Origin of the sequence: Pseudodesulfovibrio profundus (genome assembly GCF_900217235.1) — a bacterium.
Lineage (GTDB): Bacteria > Desulfobacterota > Desulfovibrionia > Desulfovibrionales > Desulfovibrionaceae > Pseudodesulfovibrio > Pseudodesulfovibrio profundus.
In genome coordinates, this window is record NZ_LT907975.1 from 1,538,956 (window position 1) to 1,558,976 (window position 20,021).

The following is a 20,021-nucleotide window of genomic DNA, read 5'->3' on the forward strand; positions in this document are numbered from 1 at the left end:
CTGACTCATAGTCTGAAGTAACCCATACTGACAGACTCCTTCTCCAAGTAGTCCCGTTTCTGACCAACTCGGGACAACGAAGACCAAGCGGCCCGGCAATACTGCCGGGCCGCTCTGGTTTTACGTCATGGATTCTATTTCCCTCACTGGGAGAGAAGTCCCATGTTATTCGCTTTCTTTTTTGCTGCTCTCCATCCGGCTGATATCCACCACGTCATAAATGATGATCCCCACGATGGCGGACCAGCCCACAAAGTGGAACATGATATTGCCCGTCTGATCCAATGAGCCTTCAATGGTATTCAACACTGCGCTGATCAGGAAAACGGAGCAGAACAACAGCAGGACTCCGAGCAGATGACATACCCAGTACATGATACGATTCGGCTGTTCCTTATAACTGATGGAAGTCCACATCTGCATCATGGTCGCCCATATAATGGGGATTGCCACGAAAAAGAGTAAAAGATTGTTTTCATCCGGCAATTTGAAATCCAGCCAGAACTCGAAAAACCACACCCCAGCCGCAAAGATAATGATATCTCGTATAAGAACAAATAAAATCATGGGGTAAGGGTATTGGAGTTTATTTCATTGAGCAAGTGGTCCACATATGTCTGACCGGTTACGCCGTATCTCACTGGGATGTATCCCAATAAAAAAAGACCGCCCGGTATCGGACGGCCTTTTGCTTTGTTCGTAACGTCGAAACTAGTTAGCGTATTTTTTCAAATCCGCCTCGCGAATTTCCTTTCGCTTGATCTTGCCGCTGATGGTTTTGGGCAGATCAGTGACGTACTCGATGATGCGGGGGTATTTATACGGTGCGGTGAGTTCCCGAACATACCCTTGCAGCTCTTTGGTCAACGCTTCGTTTCCTTCGTAACCGGGAGCCAGCACAACAGTGGCCTTGACCAGTTGACCGCGCACGTCATCAGGCACACCAGTCACGGCGGCTTCGATGACTGCGTCGTGAGCAATCAATGCAGACTCGACCTCAAAGGGCCCGATGCGGTAGCCGGAGCTTTTAATGAGGTCATCGGTACGGCCCATGAACCAGAGGAATCCATCCTCATCCGCCCATGCCTTGTCGCCGGTGTGATACCAGCCGTCGAATTTCACGGAAGCGGTTTTTTCTGGCTCATCCATATAGGAATCGAACAACCCAAGCACCGGTTTATCGATACGGATGCAGATTTCCCCTTCCTCACCTTGAGGAACTTCCTTGCCCTCTTCATCCATCAACGCAATCTCCCATCCGGGAACAGGCTTGCCGATGGAGCCGGGCTTTGGCTCCATGAACTTGAAGGTCGCCACCTGCAAGGTGGTTTCCGTCTGGCCGTACCCCTCATAAATGGGCATGTCGAAGGCCTTTTTCCAGGCATGGAAAACTGATTCATTAAGTAGCTCACCAGCGGTCGTGCAGTGACGCAGAGCCGACAGGTCATATTGAGACAAGTCCTCACGCACCAGGAACCGGTACACGGTGGGCGGCGCACAGAACGTCGTAATCTTGTTTTCAGCCATGATCCGCAGCAACTCGGCCGGCTCGAATTTGCCCCGGAAATCCCAGACAAAAACAGCGGCTCCAGCCATCCATTGCCCGTAAAACTTGCCCCAGACAGATTTGGCCCAGCCTGTTTCAGACAAGGTCAGGTGAATGTCGCCCTCCTCCAGATCGTGCCAATGGGCACCGGTGGAGAAGTGGCTGCACGGGTAGTCGAAATTGTGCAGGACCATCTTGGGCAGACCGGTCGTGCCAGAGGAAAAGAAGATGACCATGGGGTCGGAACCGCATGGAGCATCGGAAGTGCGGGGACAGTCCTCCCCGCCTTTGTCCATCAGTGCCTCATAGTCGAGCCAGCCATCGTTCAGTTCGCCGTCGATCTGAACAAAGAGATTTAGCCCGTCACATTCACCGCGGGCTTCGTCCACCCGCTCGCAGATGGAGTCTTCACAGATGATGGCGGAGATACCGGCATAATTCACACGCTGGACAATATCTTTCTTGGTCAGCAGGGAGGGTGAGGGGATCGGCAGAGCACCAATGCGATGCAGCGCCAACATGACGGTCCAGTATTCCACACGACGATACAGCACCAACATGATGCGATCGCCCTTTTTGACGCCCTTGGCCATCAGGGCGTTGGCAAGCTTGGCAGATGATTGCTGAAAAAATCCGAAGGTGAAATCCCGGCGCTCTCCTGCATCATCCACATGGATCAACGCAACCTTTTCCGGGTCCATCGCATCCAGTACATCGTAGGAGTAGTTGAAATTCTCCGGCGCCTTCAGTTCATATCGTTGACAAAAATCTTCGTAGCTCGCGTAATTCTCTTTCGTAAACATTTAGTAATCTCTCCGTGATTCCATACACAGTTTTTCCTGTTTCCTCTCTCAAAAAACCATCAAAACTTGGTCCGGGCGGACTGCTTTAACAGCCAGCCCTATAGAATCACATCGAGAAATTTGACGTCCTTGCCATCCAGACCGCGCAGGGCATGGGGCTTTTCGGAATTGAAATAGAAGGAATCCCCTTCTTCGACGATAACGGGTTCACCATCCAGGCGAATCTCCAGACGTCCTTCAAGCACGTAGATGAACTCCTGACCGCGGTGTGAAGTTTCGGTCATGTCTTCACCACTTTTGGCCGGAACCGTAATCAAGAACGGCTCCATCTGACGACCGGCGAACTTGTAGCCCAAAGACTTGTAATCATAGTCCTTGCGGCGATCCACGGAAAACCCTTCGTCCTTGCGCACCAGCGAGTAGGACTTCAGGTGCGGCTCGCGACCCGAAATCAGCGTGGTCAAATCCACGCGGCACAGGCGGGAGACATCCAGCATGTACCCAACGGGAATTTCCACGGTGCCGGATTCGTATTCCGCGACTTTTTCCTTGGGCATGTTCAGCAGATCGGCCATTTCCTCGACCGTCCAACCGATGCCCTCGCGCAGTCCCACGAGTCGGGGCGCGATTTCCTTGTACTGTTCCATATATCCTCCTGCTATAAGCAATACCTCCGGTGACCGACCGGAGGGCCGTCCCTGAAAAACAGGGAACGGTAATCACCATAATGTATGGATAGCCGGGGCGCCATCTAAAACACCCCGGCTTTTTTTCACGATGCTACGCGTTTGGCCACAGCTCGGCGGCGTGGTCGCGCAGTTTGTATTTCTGAATCTTGCCCGATGCGGTCATCGGGTATTCAGTCATGAAGGTGACGTATTTTGGTATCTTGTATTTGGATATCTTGCCACGGCAATAATCGGTGACATCTTCGGGCAACAGATCCACTCCTTCCTTGAGGATAAGGAATGCACCCACCTCTTCACCGAAACGTTTGCTCGGGACGCCGGCTACCTGCACATCAAGCACGCCGTCCATGGTGTACAGGAACTCCTCGATTTCACGAGGATAAATGTTCTCGCCACCACGAATGATCATATCCTTAAGACGTCCGGTAATGGAAAGGTACCCATCCTCGTCCAGCACACCGAGGTCGCCGGAGTGCAGCCAGCCATCCTTGTCGATGGTCTCTTCGGTGGCCTTGGGGTTGTTGTAGTACCCTTTCATGACATTGTAACCGCGACAGCACACTTCGCCCTGAACACCAGGACCGACTTCCTCGCCGGTTTCAGGATCAGTGATCATGATCTCGACCTCGGGCATTGCCGTGCCAACGGTCTCGGTCATGTGCTCCATGGTATCGCCGATCTTGGTCTGGGACATGACCGGACTGCTCTCGGTCAGGCCGTAGCAGATGGTGATCTCGGTCATGTTCATTTTGTCCATGACCCGTTTCATGACTTCGACCGGACAAGGCGAACCGGCCATGATGCCTGTCCGCAGGTTGGAGAAGTCAAACTTGGGAAACAAGGGATGATCGAGCATGGCGATGAACATCGTAGGCACACCGTACACGGCGTTGCACTTTTCCTGATCAATGGCGAGCATGACATCAGTGGGGACAAAGTCCTCCAGAATGACCATTGTCACACCGTGGTTGATACAGGCAAGCACGCCAAGCACGCAGCCGAAACAATGGAACAGCGGCACGGTCAGCGCCAGCCGTTCTCCGGGCTGAAATTCCTGATTCTTGCCGATCCAGTACCCGTTGTTGCCAATGTTGTGATGGGTCAGTTGCACGCCCTTGGGGAACCCGGTGGTTCCGGAAGTATACTGCATGTTGACCACATCATGCGGATCAAGCTCAGCCTGACGTGCCTGGTACTCTTCATCCGAAACCATGGCAGCCATGGCCTGCAGTTCAGGGATGGAGTACATACCGCGATGTTTCTCGTGCCCGAGATAGAACACCCGCCTGAGCTTGGGGAACTTGTTGGTCCGCAACTGACCTCGTTCCTGCACCTTGAGTTCGGGAATCTGCTCGTAGACGGTCTGCAGGTAATCGTGATCCCTGTAACTGCCTATGATAAAAAGGTTATCGGCCTCAGAGTTTTCCAGCAGATATTTGAGCTCATGCGAACGGTAATGCGTATTCACCGTCAGCAAAATTGCCCCGATCTTGGCCGTGGCAAACTGCAACGTCACCCAGTACGGTACGTTGTTGGCCCAGACAGCGACCTTTTCACCCTTCTTGACGCCAAGCGCCATCAGGCCCTTGGCAACAGTATCGACCAACTCGCCAAATTCGCGGTAGGTCAGACGAAAGTCACGATCCACATAAACTACGGCCTCGGTATCGGGCCACTTCTCAACGGCCTCATCCAACAATTGTCCGAGTGTTACTTCGCGTATAGCTCCCATAACGATCTACTCCGGGAAGTAGAGGACAGCGTAGATTTCAGCCTTTTCATCACCATGACAGGCCACGTTGTGCGGCACCACGGAATTGAAGTAGCTGGAATCACCAGGCGAAAGGATGGTCTCTTCCTGACCATACTTGATGCGAACCTGCCCGGAGTGGACAACGATGAACTCTTCGCCTTCATGGGAGGAAAGCGTTTCATCCTTGGCGGACTCAGGAAGCAGTTCAATGAAAAATGGCTCCATGTGCCGATCGGTTTTCCCTTTACCCAGAGAATGGAAGACAACCCCCGGCTCCTTGCCGTCAGGATGCATGGTCAGTTCTTCTTCCCTGTCGGCAAGACGGGTGATCAGCGGGTCGGATGACACCTGATCATCCAGAAAGGTGCCCAGGCGAACGCCCAGAGCGCGTGCAAGTTTTACCAGCGGACGCAGTGAGGGGTACATGTCGTCGTCTTCGACGGCGCGGATGAAATCTTCTGAAAGAACGGTGCGGTTGGCCAGGTCTTCGATGCTCAGATTCTGCTTTTCACGGTAGGATTGAATCCTCTTACCGATGCTAGTCATGGATGTTGTCTCCTGAAAACAGTTACTATACGGCTATATGTAAAATCTTCCGTCGATCAGCCTCGCGGAAGACAATTATTCGCAGCCCTTGCCTCTACCCGAAACAGCGAAGAATGTCACCTGACTCACTTCCATACACTCAGGGTCATCTTTCTTTCTCTCTCCCGGCTATGAAAACGATCTTCACCCGACATATGAACGAATTATATTGTTGACGAATCGGCACGGAGGGCGGTTGCCAACCGCTTCACACCAGTGTATTTTTCAAAAACAGATCAAGAGACAAGGAAACGCTGTGACGAATGAAAAATTGACGAGCAAAAAAGTTCCGCAAGATGAAGGGACTTTTGAAGGTGCCATACCCGATGATGTCAATCGGGAAAAGATATCCGGCGTGTTCTCCAGCCAGACCGTCAACAAGGTCGGAACCGGTACCACGCAACGGAAGATGATTCAAAAAGCATACTGGTTCGCCCGAGAGATCGCTCCTGATGAGGCGGGAGAAACGCCCATGGTCGAAGTCCAGCCTCTCAACACCAACAATATTCCTTCCGGCCCAAAGGAGGAAATCCCTCTGCCCGACTTTCTGGAGCGCTACACTCCGGAGCTCGAATACTATCAGACCGAAGTGTTTCCGCGGATGCAGGAAATGAACTCAACCATCCAACGTGCCGAGCAGCAACGTGATCAGGGAGCATTGTATTCTGCCGAGTTCGAATACTCTGCCGCCCTCGAATTTGATGAAAACAACGTACGCGCCAACTTTGGTCTGGGCCTCACCTACATGGAACGAGGGGACGCAGCCAAGGCCAGCGATATTTTTGAGCGTATCGTCGGGCTGGATGCAGCGTTCACCAGTCAGCACAAACATCTTTTCAACGAGTTCGGCATCAATCTTCGCAAGTCCAATCTGCTCGATCAGGCCGTCACCTACTACACACGGGCATTGGAAATCACCGACAACGACGAGAATCTCTACTACAACATCGGCCGTGCCTATTTTCAGCGTGGAGACATTGACCTGGCCCAGGAACATCTCCAAAAAGCACTCGAGATAGCACCGAATTTTGAAGAGGCGCAGAAGTTTCTCGACTACATAGCGAAGCATCGGGACAAGTAATGTCACTCGGGCTGGATCAGGTCACTTTTCAGTATGCCGACGGCCCTGTCATATTGGACGCTGTTTCACTGTCCATCCCGGACAACAGCTACACGCTGGTGCGCGGACCTTCCGGTGCCGGAAAATCCACCCTGCTTCGACTCTTTTCCCGTCTGGAAGAACCCCAATCCGGCCATATCCTTTTCCATGGCGCTCCCTGCGAAACCGTTCCGCCACCACAGTACCGGCGCTCGGTGGCCTACATGCAGCAGATGCCATCATTGATCAGCGGCACCATCCGCGACAACCTGCTCCTGCCCTTCACTTTCAAAGCGAATAGCGTGCTAAGCCACCCCAATGATCAGGAGTTACAGGATCGGCTTAAGGCGTTTCTGCTCGATTGCTTTTCCCTGGACACCCGTGCCGACACCTTATCTGTTGGTCAAGCGCAGCGGCTTTGTTTCATACGAAGCCTACTGCTTGAGCCGGAAGTCATCCTGCTCGATGAACCGACAGCCTCACTGGACGCCGACAGTGCAGCCATTGTTTTGGAAAAAACCGTTGAGTTGCATAACAACGGCATGACCGTACTCATGATATCCCACTCGGAACAATCACCCCCGGGGGTGACACACACCCTTCATTTCAACAACAAAAAGCTGGAATTGTCATGACCACACAAGCCATCATTGAAATAGGTCCACTGCAACTGACGCTGTGCCTTGGCTTTGTGTTGCTTGCCGGAGGGGCTTCCATCTACCATAAGCTCGGACTTGGTCGTGACTTGCTGGTCGGCACCATTCGGACATTCGCCCAGCTTTTTCTCATGGGATATGTGCTGAAGTTCATATTTGAGGTCAACTACAGTTGGCTGGTGCTGCTCATTTTCTCCGGGATGATTGCTGCGGCAGTGCACATCATCAAAGGCAGGGTCCAGGAACGACGAATACCTTTTGTCATGCCCACGTTTATAGCCATGCTCATCTCGTACTCGCTGGTTTCCTATGTAGTGACTGCGGTTATTGTCGGCGCAAAACCCTGGTGGACTCCGCAATACTTCATTCCCCTTGCCGGAATGATCGTGGGCAATTCCATGACCGCCATTTCCATCTCATTGGAACGACTGTTCTCCGACCTGCGGACGCGACGAGCCGAGGTAGAGATGCAGTTGGCCCTTGGTGCCGACTACCGTGAAGCATCACAGGACATTCTCCGCAACGCAGTCAAGGCAGGCATGATCCCTTCTATCAACTCGCTCATGGCAGTGGGGCTTGTCTCTCTTCCGGGCATGATGACCGGTCAGATTCTTTCGGGCACCGATCCACTGATCGCCATCCGCTACCAGATCGTGGTCATGCTGATGATCGTGGCCGCAACGTCACTGGGTGCACTCCTGGTGACCGGCCTCGTCAGGAAGCGATGTTTTTCCAGTGGCCAGCGGTTGCTGCTCCGATAGCCCGTTGTCCACTTCCCTCCTTCTAGGCAAAGATTTTTGACTAGCCAGAGTTGCACAGCTCTGACCCAATCAAAAGACACATGAGCACCTGCACACCTGTCGATTTGTTTTACAGTTATTATCTATTTTTTACAGATTGATTTTCTCGTTATTTCACTAAAGCGTACAATTACTCACCCATACAGTCAGGAACATTATTTGCATTTTTTCACCCGCAAACTGTAGGCCAATCAACAAATCGGATGCAACGGAGATGCATTCTCGCCTATCCCGAACATCCAGAGGGGGCATTATGAAACGACAGATTTGCATGCTCTTTTCACTGCTTTTGGTCATCGTTGGCTTTGCGACCGCAGCCAACGCCGAGATGGTAACCCTGTATGCATCCCAAGACGCCTGGGTTGATTCCGACAACCCATCATCCACACCAAGCGACTCACCATTTCTTTCCATCTACTCCAGCAGCAACTCCCAGCGCTGGAGTTATTTTCAATTTGATCTCTCCTCAATCCCCGACACTGCCGTCATTTCCAAAGCTCGACTCTCCCTGTACGGTTCAGCCAGTTGGAGTACGGCTTCCGACTGGACAACACCGTATAACCGCTACCCGCACTTCTACCACGTAAGCGACGATACCTGGATCGACTCAACGCTGACCTGGGATAACAAAGGCGGGTATGATTCCTTGCTCGGAGTCAACTACCCCGGCTCGGCCTTCACGTGGAGCAACGCCTACTTCACCAATGGTGGCACCGACAACTGGGACGAAGGAGTCGATCTCAATGATGATCTCCTGTCCATTGTCGGACTTATCGGTGACACCATGGGCTATTCGGCCAGCTATTCCGCATACAGCGAAGGAACTGGTGGAACAACCAATGGGCCGCGACTCTACCTGGAGTATACGTTCGAAGACCCAGGACCGGGGCCGGGGGCAACAGTGCCGGAACCTTCCACCATACTGCTGCTTGGAATCGGCATCATCGGCCTGCTTGGGTATGGTCGTAAGGTGATGGGCTGATTATTTTCTTCACCAACAAAAAAAGGGCCGCTCCAAATGGAGCGGCCCTTGATACTTTTTCTTGAACGGCGACTAGCCGCGGGTGATGAGTCCGTAATTCTTCTTGCCTTTACGAATGACCATCAGTTCACCGGCAATGAAATCACCATTAGTGATTTCCTGCCCGTCTTCCACGCGCTGTCCGTTGATGTAAACACCGCCGCCCTGTACGTCCTTACGGGCCTGTCCCTTGGACTTGACCAGACCAAGATCAACCAGCATCTGCGGCAGATCAGGTACGTCGCCGGGGGCGTAGTGCTTGTGCGGAGCAGACTCAAGAGCGGCACGGAGCGTACCCGGATCAACCGTCTTCAGATCGCCTTGCCCGAACAATGCTTCGGTAGCTGCAAGAACCCGATCCAGCTCATGCTGACCATGAATCATGCGAGTCACTTCTTCAGCCAGACGCTTCTGCGCGGTACGCAGGTGCGGTGCGTCTTCCATTTCCTTTTCCAGCGCTTCGATCTCATCCTTTTCAAGGAAGGTGAAGAGCTTCAGGAAACGGACGACATCACGATCATCGGTATTGATGAAGAACTGGTAGAAAGCATACGGTGATGTGACTTCCGCGTTCAGGTAGATGGCACCCTTTTCGGATTTACCGAACTTCTTGCCGGATGCCGTGGTGATCAACGGGAAGGTCAGGGCAAACGCCTCGGCCTGCTCGTCATCATGGGCATAGCGACGACGCACGAATTCGCAACCGGCCGTGATGTTACCCCACTGATCGCCGCCACCGATCTGCAACTTGCAGCCACGGGTCTTGTACAGGTGGTAGAAGTCGTAGCTCTGGAGGATCATGTAAGAAAATTCGGTGTAGGAAATACCACCGTCTTCACGACCGATGCGGCCCTTGACGGATTCCTTCTGCATCATCCAGTTCACGGAAAAGTGCTTGCCGACATCGCGCAGCAACTCGATGGCGGTCATATCCTTGACCCAGTCGTAGTTGTTCACGATGTCAGGACGATCACCGGTGTTTCTCTCAACAAAACGGCGAACCTGGCTCTTGATCTTCTCAAGACGCCCTTCCATGATCTCGGGGTTGGACAATTCACGTTCCTTGTCCTTGCCGGAGGGATCGCCAATACGGCCGGTAGCTCCACCCATGAGGTACATGGGATTGTGTCCAGCGCGCTTCATGCGCACAAGACAGAGCAACGGAACGAGGTTACCGACGTGGAGACTGGCGGCGGTAGGATCGAAGCCGCAATACATGCTGGCACCCGGATTGGCCAGATACTCGCGTACCTTGTCTTCGTCCGAAACCTGATTAATGAGCCCCCGCCATTTTAAATCATCGTAAATATTCATCGTTTCCTCATTGTTTCCGTGGGAAAAAACGTTTCCATTCGGTCCCTAGTCCTGTTGGTACGTGGCCATGGAAATGGCCCGCCCGGTCGTATCATCTATGTCAAAAACGGCGCCTTGTAAAACACCTCTTCCAGAGGCTGCTTCAAGCTGTCTTGGAAGGCCCGTCAAATACCTATCCAGGATAATCTCCGGCTTCATGCCGATGCAGGAATCCCGTGTGCCGCACATACCCAGATCGGTCAGGTAGGCAGTTCCTCCTGGCAGTACCCTGGCATCATTGGTCTGGACATGCGTGTGCGTTCCGACCATGGCCGAAACCTTGCCATCCAGGAAATATCCCATGGCGACTTTCTCACCCGTGGCTTCGGCGTGAAAATCGACCAGAATAATTTTCACCTCGGCTGTTAACTCGTCAAGAGCGGTCTCGATCGCCGCAAACGGACAATCAATGGGTGGCATGAAAGTACGCCCAATTATATTGATCACTGCCACCGGCGGAAGGCCGTCCTTACGGAAAATCCGCACCCCGGATCCAGGCAGATGATCGGCATAATTCAAGGGACGCAACAAGCGGCTATCCTGCTCAAGCATGTTGTACAGATCCTTGGCGGCCCAAATGTGGTTGCCACCAGTGATACCGTCCACTCCGGCCTTGAGAATCGCCTTGGCCTGCTTTGCAGTCAACCCAAAACCGTTGTTGGCATTTTCACCATTGGCAAAAACCAGATCAACTTCGAGTTCCTCGCGAATTCTGGAAACATCACTGGTAACAGCCGTAAGGCCGGGACGACCGATTACGTCGCCCAGAAACAATACACGCATTTTGATTGCTATCCTTGTCGTATTGGGGAAAGGGGCAATGGATGAAGTAATCATCCTCGCCGAGCAGGTCAACTACAGGCGCTGGAACACCGTGGGGGCCACCTGCTTGAGTGGGAGCCGCATGCCTGAAAGCGATTCCGAGTGCCCGATGAACAGATACCCGCCCTGCTTCAGGTTATTGCAGAACTTGTTGAACAGGACGACCTGGGTATCACGATCAAAATAGATAACCACGTTGCGGCAGAATATGATGTCCTGCATTTCCTGCAACTTGAAATTCTCCATGAAATTCAATTGCTGAAAACGCACTTTGTTACGCAGGGATGCATCAATTTTGATCAGCGGCTTATTCTTTGATTTGAGCAGATACTTCTTTTTCATTTCCATGGGAATCTCATCCGCTTTTTCCATGGAATAGATGGCGCGCTTGGCCTTTTGCAAAATTTCTGTGGAAATATCGGTAGCCAGAACCGTGTAGTCGAACCCTTTGTTGCGATTGGCAAACTCGGAAAGGATCATGCACAGCGTATAGGGCTCCTCGCCGCTGGAACAGCCGGCACTCCACATCTTGAGCGGCTGACCATTGCCGATCCCCCGCCGCCAGACTTCGGGCAGAACGATATTGTTCATGATGTCCCAGTGCTTGGGCTCACGGAAAAAATGGGTGGTATTGGTGGTAACAACATCGATCAGGTGCCGCCGCTCTTCAGCGCGGCCCTTTTCGGAAAAAACATACTCGCAATACTCTTCGTATGACTGCAAACCGAGAGCACGCAGCCGTTTCTGGAAACGGGACTGCAAAAGTACTTTTTTGGTCGGCGGCATTTTGATGCCGAATTCTTTGTGGATAAGCTCGGCGAATCGCTTGAATTCACCCTCGCCCATTTCCGCACGAAACATCGACATGTTACTCTCCATGCGCCTGTTCAATGTGTCAGCATTAGATAGTGACGTCTGCGCGTCCTTATTCGTCTTCCCAGTCATTCTCTTCGTGCTCCATCCAGCATGCTTACCAGACTCAACGAAATCACACTAAAATAGAATCAGAAGCTGTACCATGATAATTATCAACACATACGATAAAATAGCAGTGTGGAAGCCCTGCCAAATCCAGTGGCCGATCACCCAGAATCCAGCTCAGTCTTGGCTCGTTGCATTGGGCAAAAGTAACATCGGTGCGTATCCCAGTATCCTACACCAAGCTTTAACCTTCACCAAATCAAAAACTGATACATTTACCATTTCATGGTGCAGCAGTAATAATTGGTCAAAAAAAAGCCCGGCTTCATTTCGAAGCCGGGCTTGTCATTCTCTACTTGGCGTACCCTACGGCACGCTTTTCGCGTATGACGGTCACCCGGATCTGGCCGGGATAGGTCATATTGTTTTCAATTTTTTCAGCAATGTCCTTACAGAGGACGTAGGTGTTCTCGTCACCCACCTTTTCAGAATCGACCATGACACGAATCTCGCGACCGGCCTGAATGGCGTATGCCTTGGAAACACCGTCAAAGCTCGTAGCCAACCCTTCAAGTTCCTCAAGACGCTTGACGTAATTCTCAAGCAGTTCCTTACGGGCGCCGGGACGGGCGCCGGACAGCGAGTCAGCTGCCTGCACCAGATTGGCAAGGATGGACATGGGAGGCGTGTCTTCGTGGTGAGCGGCAATGGCGTGAATGATGTCCTTGGATTCGCCATGTTTCTTGGCAATATCGGCACCGATAATGGCGTGAGGACCTTCGATCTCATGATCAACGGCCTTTCCAAGGTCATGCAGCAGACCGGCACGTTTGGCTTCCTTCTCGTTCAATCCGAGCTCGGCAGCCATGACGCCACACAGGAAGGCGACTTCCATGGAGTGCTGCAACACGTTCTGGGAGAAGGAGGTGCGGTAATGAAGACGACCAAGGAGATTGACCAGCTCAGGGTGAATACCGTGAACGCCGACATCGAAAGTGGCCTGCTCACCGATTTCCTTGAGCTTGCTGTCCATCTCTGACTCCACCTTGCGTACGATTTCTTCGATACGTGCGGGGTGAATACGGCCATCGTGGATCAAACGCTCCAGGGCCTGCTTGGCGACCTCGCGCTTGAGCGGAGAAAAGGCCGAAAGAACAACTGTTTCGGGAGTATCGTCGATGATCAGGTCGACACCAGTGGCAGCTTCCAGTGCGCGGATATTGCGACCTTCACGACCAATGATGCGGCCCTTCATGTCTTCACTGGGCAGGGTCACGGCGGTGACGGTCTGCTCTCCAGCGTAGTCACCAGCATAACGCTGCAAGGCAAGGGAAAGGATTTCCTTGGCTTTCTTGCTGGCGTTTTCCTTGGCCTCCATCTCGATATTGCGAATCATCTTGGCAGCTTCATGACGCGTACGGGATTCGATCTCGGTCATGAGGCTTTCGCGGGCTTCTTCAACGGTCAGGCCGGAAATTTCCTGCAACTTCCGCTCGTGCTCATCCGCTTTCTGGCTGAGCTCTTCCTCAAGGTCGGTCAGGTGTTTTTCCTGGTTGAGGAGCTGTTTCTGCAGTTCGACAGCCTGCGCTTCCTTGTCCGCGGCCTTCTCGCGCTTGGCATCAAGACGCTCTTCCTTGGACTGGAGGCGTTTTTCTTCTTTTTTCAACTGGCCTTCGCGGTCCTTGAATTCCCGCTCCAGCTCTTTCTTCTGAGAGTATATTTCGTCCTGAGCCTGAAGACGCGCTTCTTTGCGCAGCGCCTCACTCTCTTTTCTGGCTTCCTCGACTATCCGTTGCGCCAGCCCCCTGGAGTCGGATATCTGTTTATCTGAAATGTACCGTTGCAGTAGGTAGCCGCCTCCGAGGCCGACCCCTACTCCTGCGCCGATCATGGCGATTTCGGTTAACATGGGGTTCTCCTTACGTTTATGTTGACAGGCTTTGGGCGGCCTGTTGACGCCAAACAAGTACGCGTAATGTCTGCATGCCAAGCAGACGCGCAAGGAAGAGTACGTTTAGCGCATATATCGGGAGGAGAATGAAAGACTGGATATTATATATAACTCCACCGAACTGGTTGTTGTCCGGAAAAGTCCCCGGGAGGCCGTGTCGCCTGTTTGTTTTGAACCTGTTATCTACAGGTGGGCATGTCTCGCGTACCTTCAGGCTTCCCGATGCGAGTCGGGCCTGCTCACCAGCACGCTGGAGTCGTCGCCCTTTTTTCAGAGCATTGGCTCAATAACACTCCGGGCGATCACAAACGCCCCAGGGTAATATCTTTATCGAGGCCTGTCCCTTCCTATCATCGGCTTGGGTTATTCGGCCTTTTCCAAAATCTCTCCGATCCTCTCTTCCAGCTGCGCAAGCTGTGACTTGCAAACGAGGTAATCGTCGGCCAAACTAAGCAGAAGAAAAGTTAGCGCCTTTTCCTTACTTAGATCACCAGCCCCGGAAGTCAATTCACCGTACTTTGTTTCCAAGTACTCTTGGGCAGCTTCAATGCGTTCACTTTTCGCATCTGTCTTAAAGGAGATGTCTAATCCGAACAGGTTCAGCGTATATCGTGGCATCGCAACCTGCTGTTATTCCAGTTCACTTTGGACCTTATCCAAAAGAGTATCGATGCGAGATTCAATATCGCGTCGAGTCTGTTTTTCGGATTCGACCTGCTCCTTCAAGCGCTGGTTTTCTTCCTTCAACTCATTGATTTTATGTAACAACCCGTTGAATTTTTCTTCGAGTCGGTCAACAATTTCCATACCTTGTATGTATCCTCGTGCTTGTGAAAAATCAATCGGATTTTTTCAACCGTTTATTCAAATTAATCTGCTTGCCGCGTGCAATTCCAGCCCCTTCGTCAGGCACATCCTTGGTGATGGTGGACCCGGCTCCGACAAGAGCATCCTTGCCGATGGAAACAGGTGCTACCAATGCTGAATTGGAACCAATAAAAGCCCCGGAACCGATGACGGTCTTGAACTTGTTCTTCCCGTCATAGTTGCAGGTGATGGTACCGGCGCCGATATTTGCTCCAGCCCCGACGTCCGTGTCTCCGAGATAGGTCAGATGACTTGCTTTGGCGCCTTCGCCCAGCACTGCCTTCTTCATCTCAACAAAGTTGCCTACCCGTGCGTCACGCTTGAGTTCAGCTCCCGGGCGCAAGCGCGCATAGGGGCCAACCGTGGCTCCCGATCCAACCACGGCCTTCTCAATGTGACAAAACTGTTTGACTTCGCAACCGGACTCAAAAACGGAATCAGTGATGTAGTTGTATGATCCAAGCCGCGCTCCGGCCTTGACCACTGATTCGCCGTAAATTTCGCAATGACCGAAGATCTCTACCCCCGGCTCAACTGTCACCTGCGGCCCGATGATAACGGTACCGGGGTTATGCACCAGCACGCCCTTGTCTATCAATGCTTCCACGATCTTGTGGCGCAAGGTATTCTCTGCTGCAACCAGTTCACGCGGACTGTTGATACCCATCAGGCTGACGTCATCGCCGCACAGAACTCCGTGTACGCTCAGTCCTTTTTCAACGGCCAGTGAGACCAAGTCCGTGATGTAGTATTCACCGCTGGCGTTCTCATTCCTCAGTTCATCCAGAAGCGCTTCCATGGTTTCGACCTTGAGCAGATAGATTCCGGCGTTCACTTCGCCCGAAACCGGACCATGGACGCTCTCATCATAATCCTTGGCTTCAACAACGGCATTGATGGCGCGTTTGTTGTCACGCACTATCCGCCCAAAAGAGCCAGGCTCAGGCGGTGTAATCGTCATGAACGCCAGATCACAGCGACCGGCAACTTCGGCAAGGCGCTGGAGCGCTTCCGTGGTCACCAGCGGCGTATCTCCGTTGATAACCATGCAATATGGCGCTCCGGTTTTCTTGACGGCATCCCATGCGACCTGCAAGGCATGCCCGGTCCCAAGCTGCTCTTCCTGCACCACAAACGAGTCGCACTTCTCCGGGAAGGCCTCTCTGACCATATCCGCAGCGTGACCGATCACGGTCAGCACGTTGTCCTGCATGATGGGATCAAGGGCGCTATATACATAATGGAGCATGGGCTCGTTCAAAAGCGTCTGCAATACTTTCGGTTTGGCCGAATGCATTCGAGTACCCTTGCCAGCGGCAAGGACAACCGCGGCGATGGAAGTGTCGGTCATAACTATATCTCCCGGACAATAAATTCTCTATGAAACAAACTAGCTGGAAATTACCTGTTTGAAGCGGATTGGGCAAGTATCCCGCCCGAAAAAGACGAAACGGCTATCTCAAGCCGATAATCCCGCGTTGACCGATAGTTTTGATGAATGCGGTGACGCTCAACTCGGCCTCGCGAAGCTGCACCCCATACTTTTCGACAAACGCTTCAGCAATATTTCGAACGGAATGCTCACCGTCAATACGTTCCCACACAAATGTGCCCATCTCATCCAGTTCCACCTGCTTGATCATGGGTCGCTTGTCCCACATGCCGACCTTTTCGGCCAGACGACCAAACCACGGCTTCACTGCCAACGGATAGGAAAGTCGAAGCAGTCCGCCGTCCATGGTCGTTTCTTTGACCTCGGTATTACGCACCGGGACCATATCAAGGGCCTGTGAACGGCTGATGACAGGATGAACTTTTTTCTTAAACAATCCCATAGGACTCGCATATTCCGTTAAATTGATCAGCGGGTGCGGCAATGCTCCCACGAGCATGCACTCCGAGCACAGTATTCTCGTCATCGACAATCCAGACTCGACCTCGATTATACACCTCACGCCGCAAAATCCGACGGAGCAAAGAGGTCTTCTCTACCACATCCCACATGACTTTCTTCTCCCCGCTCTCAATACCGTTTCCTGACTTTGGAGCGCCGTCCATATTGTCTGTCACCCAAGCTTCAAGGCTTGTGCCCTTGAGAAAAACAGAGGCCGGAGCGTACCGATCAAAGACAAGCGACACTCCCTTGCCTTTTCCCGGGGGCAGGCGTTCACCTTTCTTCGTTGCAGGGAGCCAGTACGAAACTCGATAATGTCCGGGCTTAAAGGAAAAGGTGTCCAAGACGAAGTTGGATGGGACCCGCGCTGTCAGTCCAAACATGGTCCAGGGAACAGTCTTGCCGTTCGTGTGATCTCGAAAGGAGGACAGCACCTCTGAGGCGATATCCAGATCATGCTGACCTCGAATGAAAAACTGCGCGAGAACAGCCAGTCCCGTGGCTGGATTGTGGAGCATTGCGCCCATGCCATCATGGCCCGGGCCTTTCCAGAAAAAGCTCCCTGCCAGCAAACCGGTTTGCTCCAGCTTCCCAACAGCTTGCGCCCAAGATTTCGGGGTTTCACTCTCAGGCAGCGGACGCATCTCAGCGCCTTTGTTGCCTTTGGAAAGACGTTTCAGGTGTTTCTTGAAAGAAAAGGAACCATGCACTACCCGCCACTTCAATTCACATAACGGCATGTCCCCACGGGCCAAGACAAAGCCGTCCCGCTCAAGAGCGGACGGCTCCCAGTCCTCCGGCGTTGTCAAACCAACACCGTTCCAGCAAAGAGTACTCATCTTAACGGGCTACGAAATCGTCGAGATCACGTACCTTCTTGTTCCTATGCTTACCCATGCGCCGCTCTTCATCGTCACGCTGCTTCATATAGCAACGGTACTCATTTTCCATGACAGAATCATAGGTCATCTTGATGGAAACTCCAGGGCGCATTTCAGCCTTTTTACTCCACATAAGCAAAATACTCATGCGCTCATCGCCTCGTGTGAAGACCCATTTCCACGCTATGATATTACGAAACGTATCGCCTTCATAACTGTCCGGCTTACCATACGCTTTCTCATATTTCTTATACAACTTGTCAAAAAAGTGCTGACTGCGGTCATGGAATTTGATCTTCACCCGCATGAGCATATCGACATCGTCACAATTAGCATAGGTCAGGCTCCCTCCCCGTACGCCGGGAATGGCACCAGGAATGAAATGCACTTCCTTGAGAAACGGCATATCCGGTATAGGGGTCGCTTCTCCTGTTTCACAGTATTTTTGGTGATTACCCATATGCTCACCAAGGGTCAGACCGGCAATAGTCGTAGGGAACGGCCCTGCGAACGCAGTCGAAACCATAAGAGCGAGTACCACCAGTACGATCATGCTAATTTTTTTCATTGTAGCAACTACCTCGTTGAAAGACTTGTCGGTTTTTCTCGTAACACTTATGGTAAAAGAGAATTCTCTTGTTGGCAAAGAGATTAGTAACCCGCAGGAGCAGCATGCGACCTCTTTTCGACCTCCGCGCATTGGCATATGCCGTTTTCACCGTACTCGGCGGAGCCGTGTACGGCGGCCAGGTCTGACCACTCATGGTACAGCTCCCGGTCTGGGAGCTCGGGCTCATCATTCTCCTTCCCATGGCAGGGGTCTATCTGCTGCGTCCTTTTGCCATAGCCCGATATGTTGAATGCGCACCACCGATACAACAATCTTTCCGGCAATTCCGAGTCGAACTGGCCTTGTACTTTGCAGCAGGAATCATCATGGCTTTTCTCCTGCTGTTCATGCACAGTTTCCCGCTGCTCGAAAGTGGTTTCAAGCTCGTCCTGGGCATATTCACTGTGGGACTGTTCGCTGCTCTCGACATTGCCCTTGCCCGCGAACGGCAAGTCATTCGCATGGCTCTTTCCGGCAGCGGACCTTTCGAGCCACCCAGCCGCTTCAGCCCCTTGACGCGCCGCTTCTCGCTGGTCGCAACACTGATCCTGCTTCTGATTACCGGCATCATGCTACTGGTGATTATCCGCGATGTTCACTGGCTCGCCGAGCAGGATCTGACCATAGCGTCCGTTGACGAACTTGGACGGTCCGTGCTGCTTGAAATCATCTTTGTGATGGGCTTCCTGCTCCTCATGATCATCAACCTGATCTTCTCGTATGCACGCAATCTCCGTATCCTTTTCGACAACGAGACCAGTGTGCTGGAAAGCGTGACTGACGGCGACCTCTCCCGTCAGGTGCCGGTGACCACCAGTGACGAAATGGGCGTTATCGCCGGGCATACCAACACGATGATCCGCTCCCTTCGTGACAGCCAGCGCATGCGCGAGGGGCTACGCATTGCCCATGAGGTGCAGCAGCATTTTCTTCCCAAGCACCCCCTGCCCATAGAAGGCGTCGACATTGCAGGCACAGCCTCTTTTTCCGATGAGACCGGTGGTGATTTTTACGATTATATCGAGTGCGAGCGTCCGGACTGCCAATTGATGACCGTTGCGGTGGGCGATGTTTCCGGCCACGGCATAGGCGCTGCCCTGCTCATGGCCGAAGGGCGCGCACTGATCCGACAATCCACCAGTTCACCCGGATCGCCTGCGCAAAACGTGGGGACCGCCAACATGCACCTTGCCCGGGACGTTGAGGGGACTGGCCGTTTCATGACCCTGTTTTACATTGTCCTTGATCCTGTGACCAAGCACATGACCTGGGTTAATGCCGGCCATCAGCCGCCACTTCTCTACGACCGTTCAACCGACACGTTCACAGAGCTCAAGGGGAACGACATCCCGCTCGGCGTCATCGACGACTGGCTGTTTCACGAAAACTACCATTCGCTTCCTTCATCTGATCAGGTCATACTCGTTGGCACGGATGGGATATGGGAGGCAATCAGTCCGGATGGCGAGATGTTCGGACCTGCTCGAATCAAGCAGGTTATCCGTGAACACGCCGACCAACCCGCCGAGCGCATAGTGCAGGCTCTTGAAGACAGAGTTCACCACTTCGCAGGCAGGCGCTCCCAGCGCGACGATGTGACGCTCGTTGTCATCAAGGGCAAGTAGCCTTTTGCCCGAAAAGATGCATTTCTTGACCTAGATCAAGGATTTTCACCCAAGCTTGTCATAAAAGAGACTCAAGACGATCAGCCAAAACCGTCTGACACACTCTGTGACAACCATCAACCGTCACACCTCCATAAACCTGAGC

20 protein-coding genes and 1 other RNA gene are annotated in these 20,021 nt (G+C 52.7%); 5 read left to right on the top strand and 16 right to left on the bottom strand.

All coding sequences use genetic code 11. The annotated features are described in order from the left end of the window. Window positions 1-165: 165 nt before the first annotated feature. From DPRO_RS07360 to DPRO_RS07380, 5 genes are all read right to left on the bottom strand, one after another. Entirely contained in the window at window positions 166-567 is a 402-nt protein-coding gene (locus DPRO_RS07360; protein WP_097011458.1) for a hypothetical protein, read from the bottom strand. A 144-nt stretch (window positions 568-711) separates the two neighbouring features. After that, complete coding sequence (locus tag DPRO_RS07365; RefSeq protein ID WP_097011459.1) at window positions 712-2,349, bottom strand: AMP-binding protein; 1,638 nt, start codon at window positions 2,347-2,349, stop codon at window positions 712-714. 98 nt (window positions 2,350-2,447) lie between these two features. Next, window positions 2,448-2,996, bottom strand: a complete 549-nt coding sequence (locus tag DPRO_RS07370) for a helix-turn-helix domain-containing protein (RefSeq protein WP_097011460.1) — start codon at window positions 2,994-2,996, stop codon at window positions 2,448-2,450. Window positions 2,997-3,129: 133 nt separating this feature from the next. Continuing rightward, the gene (locus DPRO_RS07375; protein WP_097011461.1) at window positions 3,130-4,770 is read right to left on the bottom strand and encodes an AMP-binding protein; all 1,641 of its coding nucleotides are present in this window, start codon (window positions 4,768-4,770) and stop codon (window positions 3,130-3,132) included. 6 nt (window positions 4,771-4,776) lie between these two features. Then, window positions 4,777-5,337: a helix-turn-helix domain-containing protein gene (locus DPRO_RS07380; protein ID WP_097011462.1), complete on the bottom strand. Its 561-nt coding sequence runs from the start codon at window positions 5,335-5,337 to the stop codon at window positions 4,777-4,779. A 295-nt stretch (window positions 5,338-5,632) separates the two neighbouring features. Between DPRO_RS07380 and DPRO_RS07385 the strand changes: the two genes are divergently transcribed. The 4 genes from DPRO_RS07385 to DPRO_RS07400 all read left to right on the top strand — a co-directional run bounded on the left by DPRO_RS07385 (window position 5,633) and on the right by DPRO_RS07400 (window position 8,913). After that, window positions 5,633-6,457 carry a tetratricopeptide repeat protein gene (locus DPRO_RS07385; RefSeq protein WP_232005739.1) on the top strand — a complete coding sequence of 275 codons (825 nt, stop codon included), beginning with the start codon at window positions 5,633-5,635 and terminating at the stop codon, window positions 6,455-6,457. Further along, window positions 6,457-7,110, top strand: a complete 654-nt coding sequence (locus DPRO_RS07390) for an ABC transporter ATP-binding protein (RefSeq protein WP_097011463.1) — start codon at window positions 6,457-6,459, stop codon at window positions 7,108-7,110. Before DPRO_RS07385 ends, DPRO_RS07390 begins: the two co-directional genes overlap by 1 nt. Continuing rightward, complete coding sequence (locus tag DPRO_RS07395; RefSeq protein ID WP_097011464.1) at window positions 7,107-7,892, top strand: ABC transporter permease; 786 nt, start codon at window positions 7,107-7,109, stop codon at window positions 7,890-7,892. Before DPRO_RS07390 ends, DPRO_RS07395 begins: the two co-directional genes overlap by 4 nt. A gap of 292 nt (window positions 7,893-8,184) precedes the next feature. Next, window positions 8,185-8,913, top strand: a complete 729-nt coding sequence (locus DPRO_RS07400) for a CBM96 family carbohydrate-binding protein (protein WP_157917394.1) — start codon at window positions 8,185-8,187, stop codon at window positions 8,911-8,913. A gap of 72 nt (window positions 8,914-8,985) precedes the next feature. On the opposite strand, the gene tyrS is transcribed toward DPRO_RS07400, so the two are convergent. From tyrS to DPRO_RS07450, 11 genes are all read right to left on the bottom strand, one after another. Beyond that, on the bottom strand, window positions 8,986-10,266 hold the full coding sequence (gene tyrS, locus DPRO_RS07405; RefSeq protein WP_097011466.1) for a tyrosine--tRNA ligase: 1,281 nt from the start codon (window positions 10,264-10,266) through the stop codon (window positions 8,986-8,988). Between the two features lie 45 nt (window positions 10,267-10,311). Next, window positions 10,312-11,088: a TIGR00282 family metallophosphoesterase gene (locus DPRO_RS07410; protein ID WP_097011467.1), complete on the bottom strand. Its 777-nt coding sequence runs from the start codon at window positions 11,086-11,088 to the stop codon at window positions 10,312-10,314. Window positions 11,089-11,160: 72 nt separating this feature from the next. Continuing rightward, window positions 11,161-11,994: a CheR family methyltransferase gene (locus tag DPRO_RS07415; RefSeq protein ID WP_232005740.1), complete on the bottom strand. Its 834-nt coding sequence runs from the start codon at window positions 11,992-11,994 to the stop codon at window positions 11,161-11,163. A 406-nt stretch (window positions 11,995-12,400) separates the two neighbouring features. Further along, window positions 12,401-13,957, bottom strand: a complete 1,557-nt coding sequence (gene rny, locus DPRO_RS07420) for a ribonuclease Y (protein WP_097011469.1) — start codon at window positions 13,955-13,957, stop codon at window positions 12,401-12,403. 179 nt (window positions 13,958-14,136) lie between these two features. Continuing rightward, a non-coding RNA gene (gene ssrS / locus DPRO_RS07425) (6S RNA) lies at window positions 14,137-14,322 on the bottom strand. A 40-nt stretch (window positions 14,323-14,362) separates the two neighbouring features. Then, window positions 14,363-14,617: a cell division protein ZapA gene (locus DPRO_RS07430; protein WP_097011470.1), complete on the bottom strand. Its 255-nt coding sequence runs from the start codon at window positions 14,615-14,617 to the stop codon at window positions 14,363-14,365. A gap of 12 nt (window positions 14,618-14,629) precedes the next feature. Further along, entirely contained in the window at window positions 14,630-14,806 is a 177-nt protein-coding gene (gene zapB, locus DPRO_RS20300) for a cell division protein ZapB (protein ID WP_173806763.1), read from the bottom strand. A gap of 31 nt (window positions 14,807-14,837) precedes the next feature. After that, window positions 14,838-16,217: a bifunctional UDP-N-acetylglucosamine diphosphorylase/glucosamine-1-phosphate N-acetyltransferase GlmU gene (gene glmU, locus DPRO_RS07435; RefSeq protein ID WP_097011471.1), complete on the bottom strand. Its 1,380-nt coding sequence runs from the start codon at window positions 16,215-16,217 to the stop codon at window positions 14,838-14,840. A 103-nt stretch (window positions 16,218-16,320) separates the two neighbouring features. After that, on the bottom strand, window positions 16,321-16,701 hold the full coding sequence (locus DPRO_RS07440; protein ID WP_097011472.1) for a PqqD family protein: 381 nt from the start codon (window positions 16,699-16,701) through the stop codon (window positions 16,321-16,323). Continuing rightward, window positions 16,688-17,599, bottom strand: a complete 912-nt coding sequence (locus DPRO_RS07445; protein WP_097011473.1) for a hypothetical protein — start codon at window positions 17,597-17,599, stop codon at window positions 16,688-16,690. The genes DPRO_RS07440 and DPRO_RS07445 overlap by 14 nt, the downstream gene beginning before the upstream one ends. 1 nt (window position 17,600) lies before the next feature. Continuing rightward, window positions 17,601-18,209: a hypothetical protein gene (locus DPRO_RS07450; protein WP_157917395.1), complete on the bottom strand. Its 609-nt coding sequence runs from the start codon at window positions 18,207-18,209 to the stop codon at window positions 17,601-17,603. A 194-nt stretch (window positions 18,210-18,403) separates the two neighbouring features. On the opposite strand from DPRO_RS07450, the gene DPRO_RS07455 reads away from it, so the two are divergent. Then, a complete protein-coding gene (locus DPRO_RS07455) occupies window positions 18,404-19,876 on the top strand; it encodes a PP2C family protein-serine/threonine phosphatase (RefSeq protein WP_097011475.1) in 1,473 nt (490 codons plus the stop codon). Window positions 19,877-20,021: the final 145 nt, after the last annotated feature.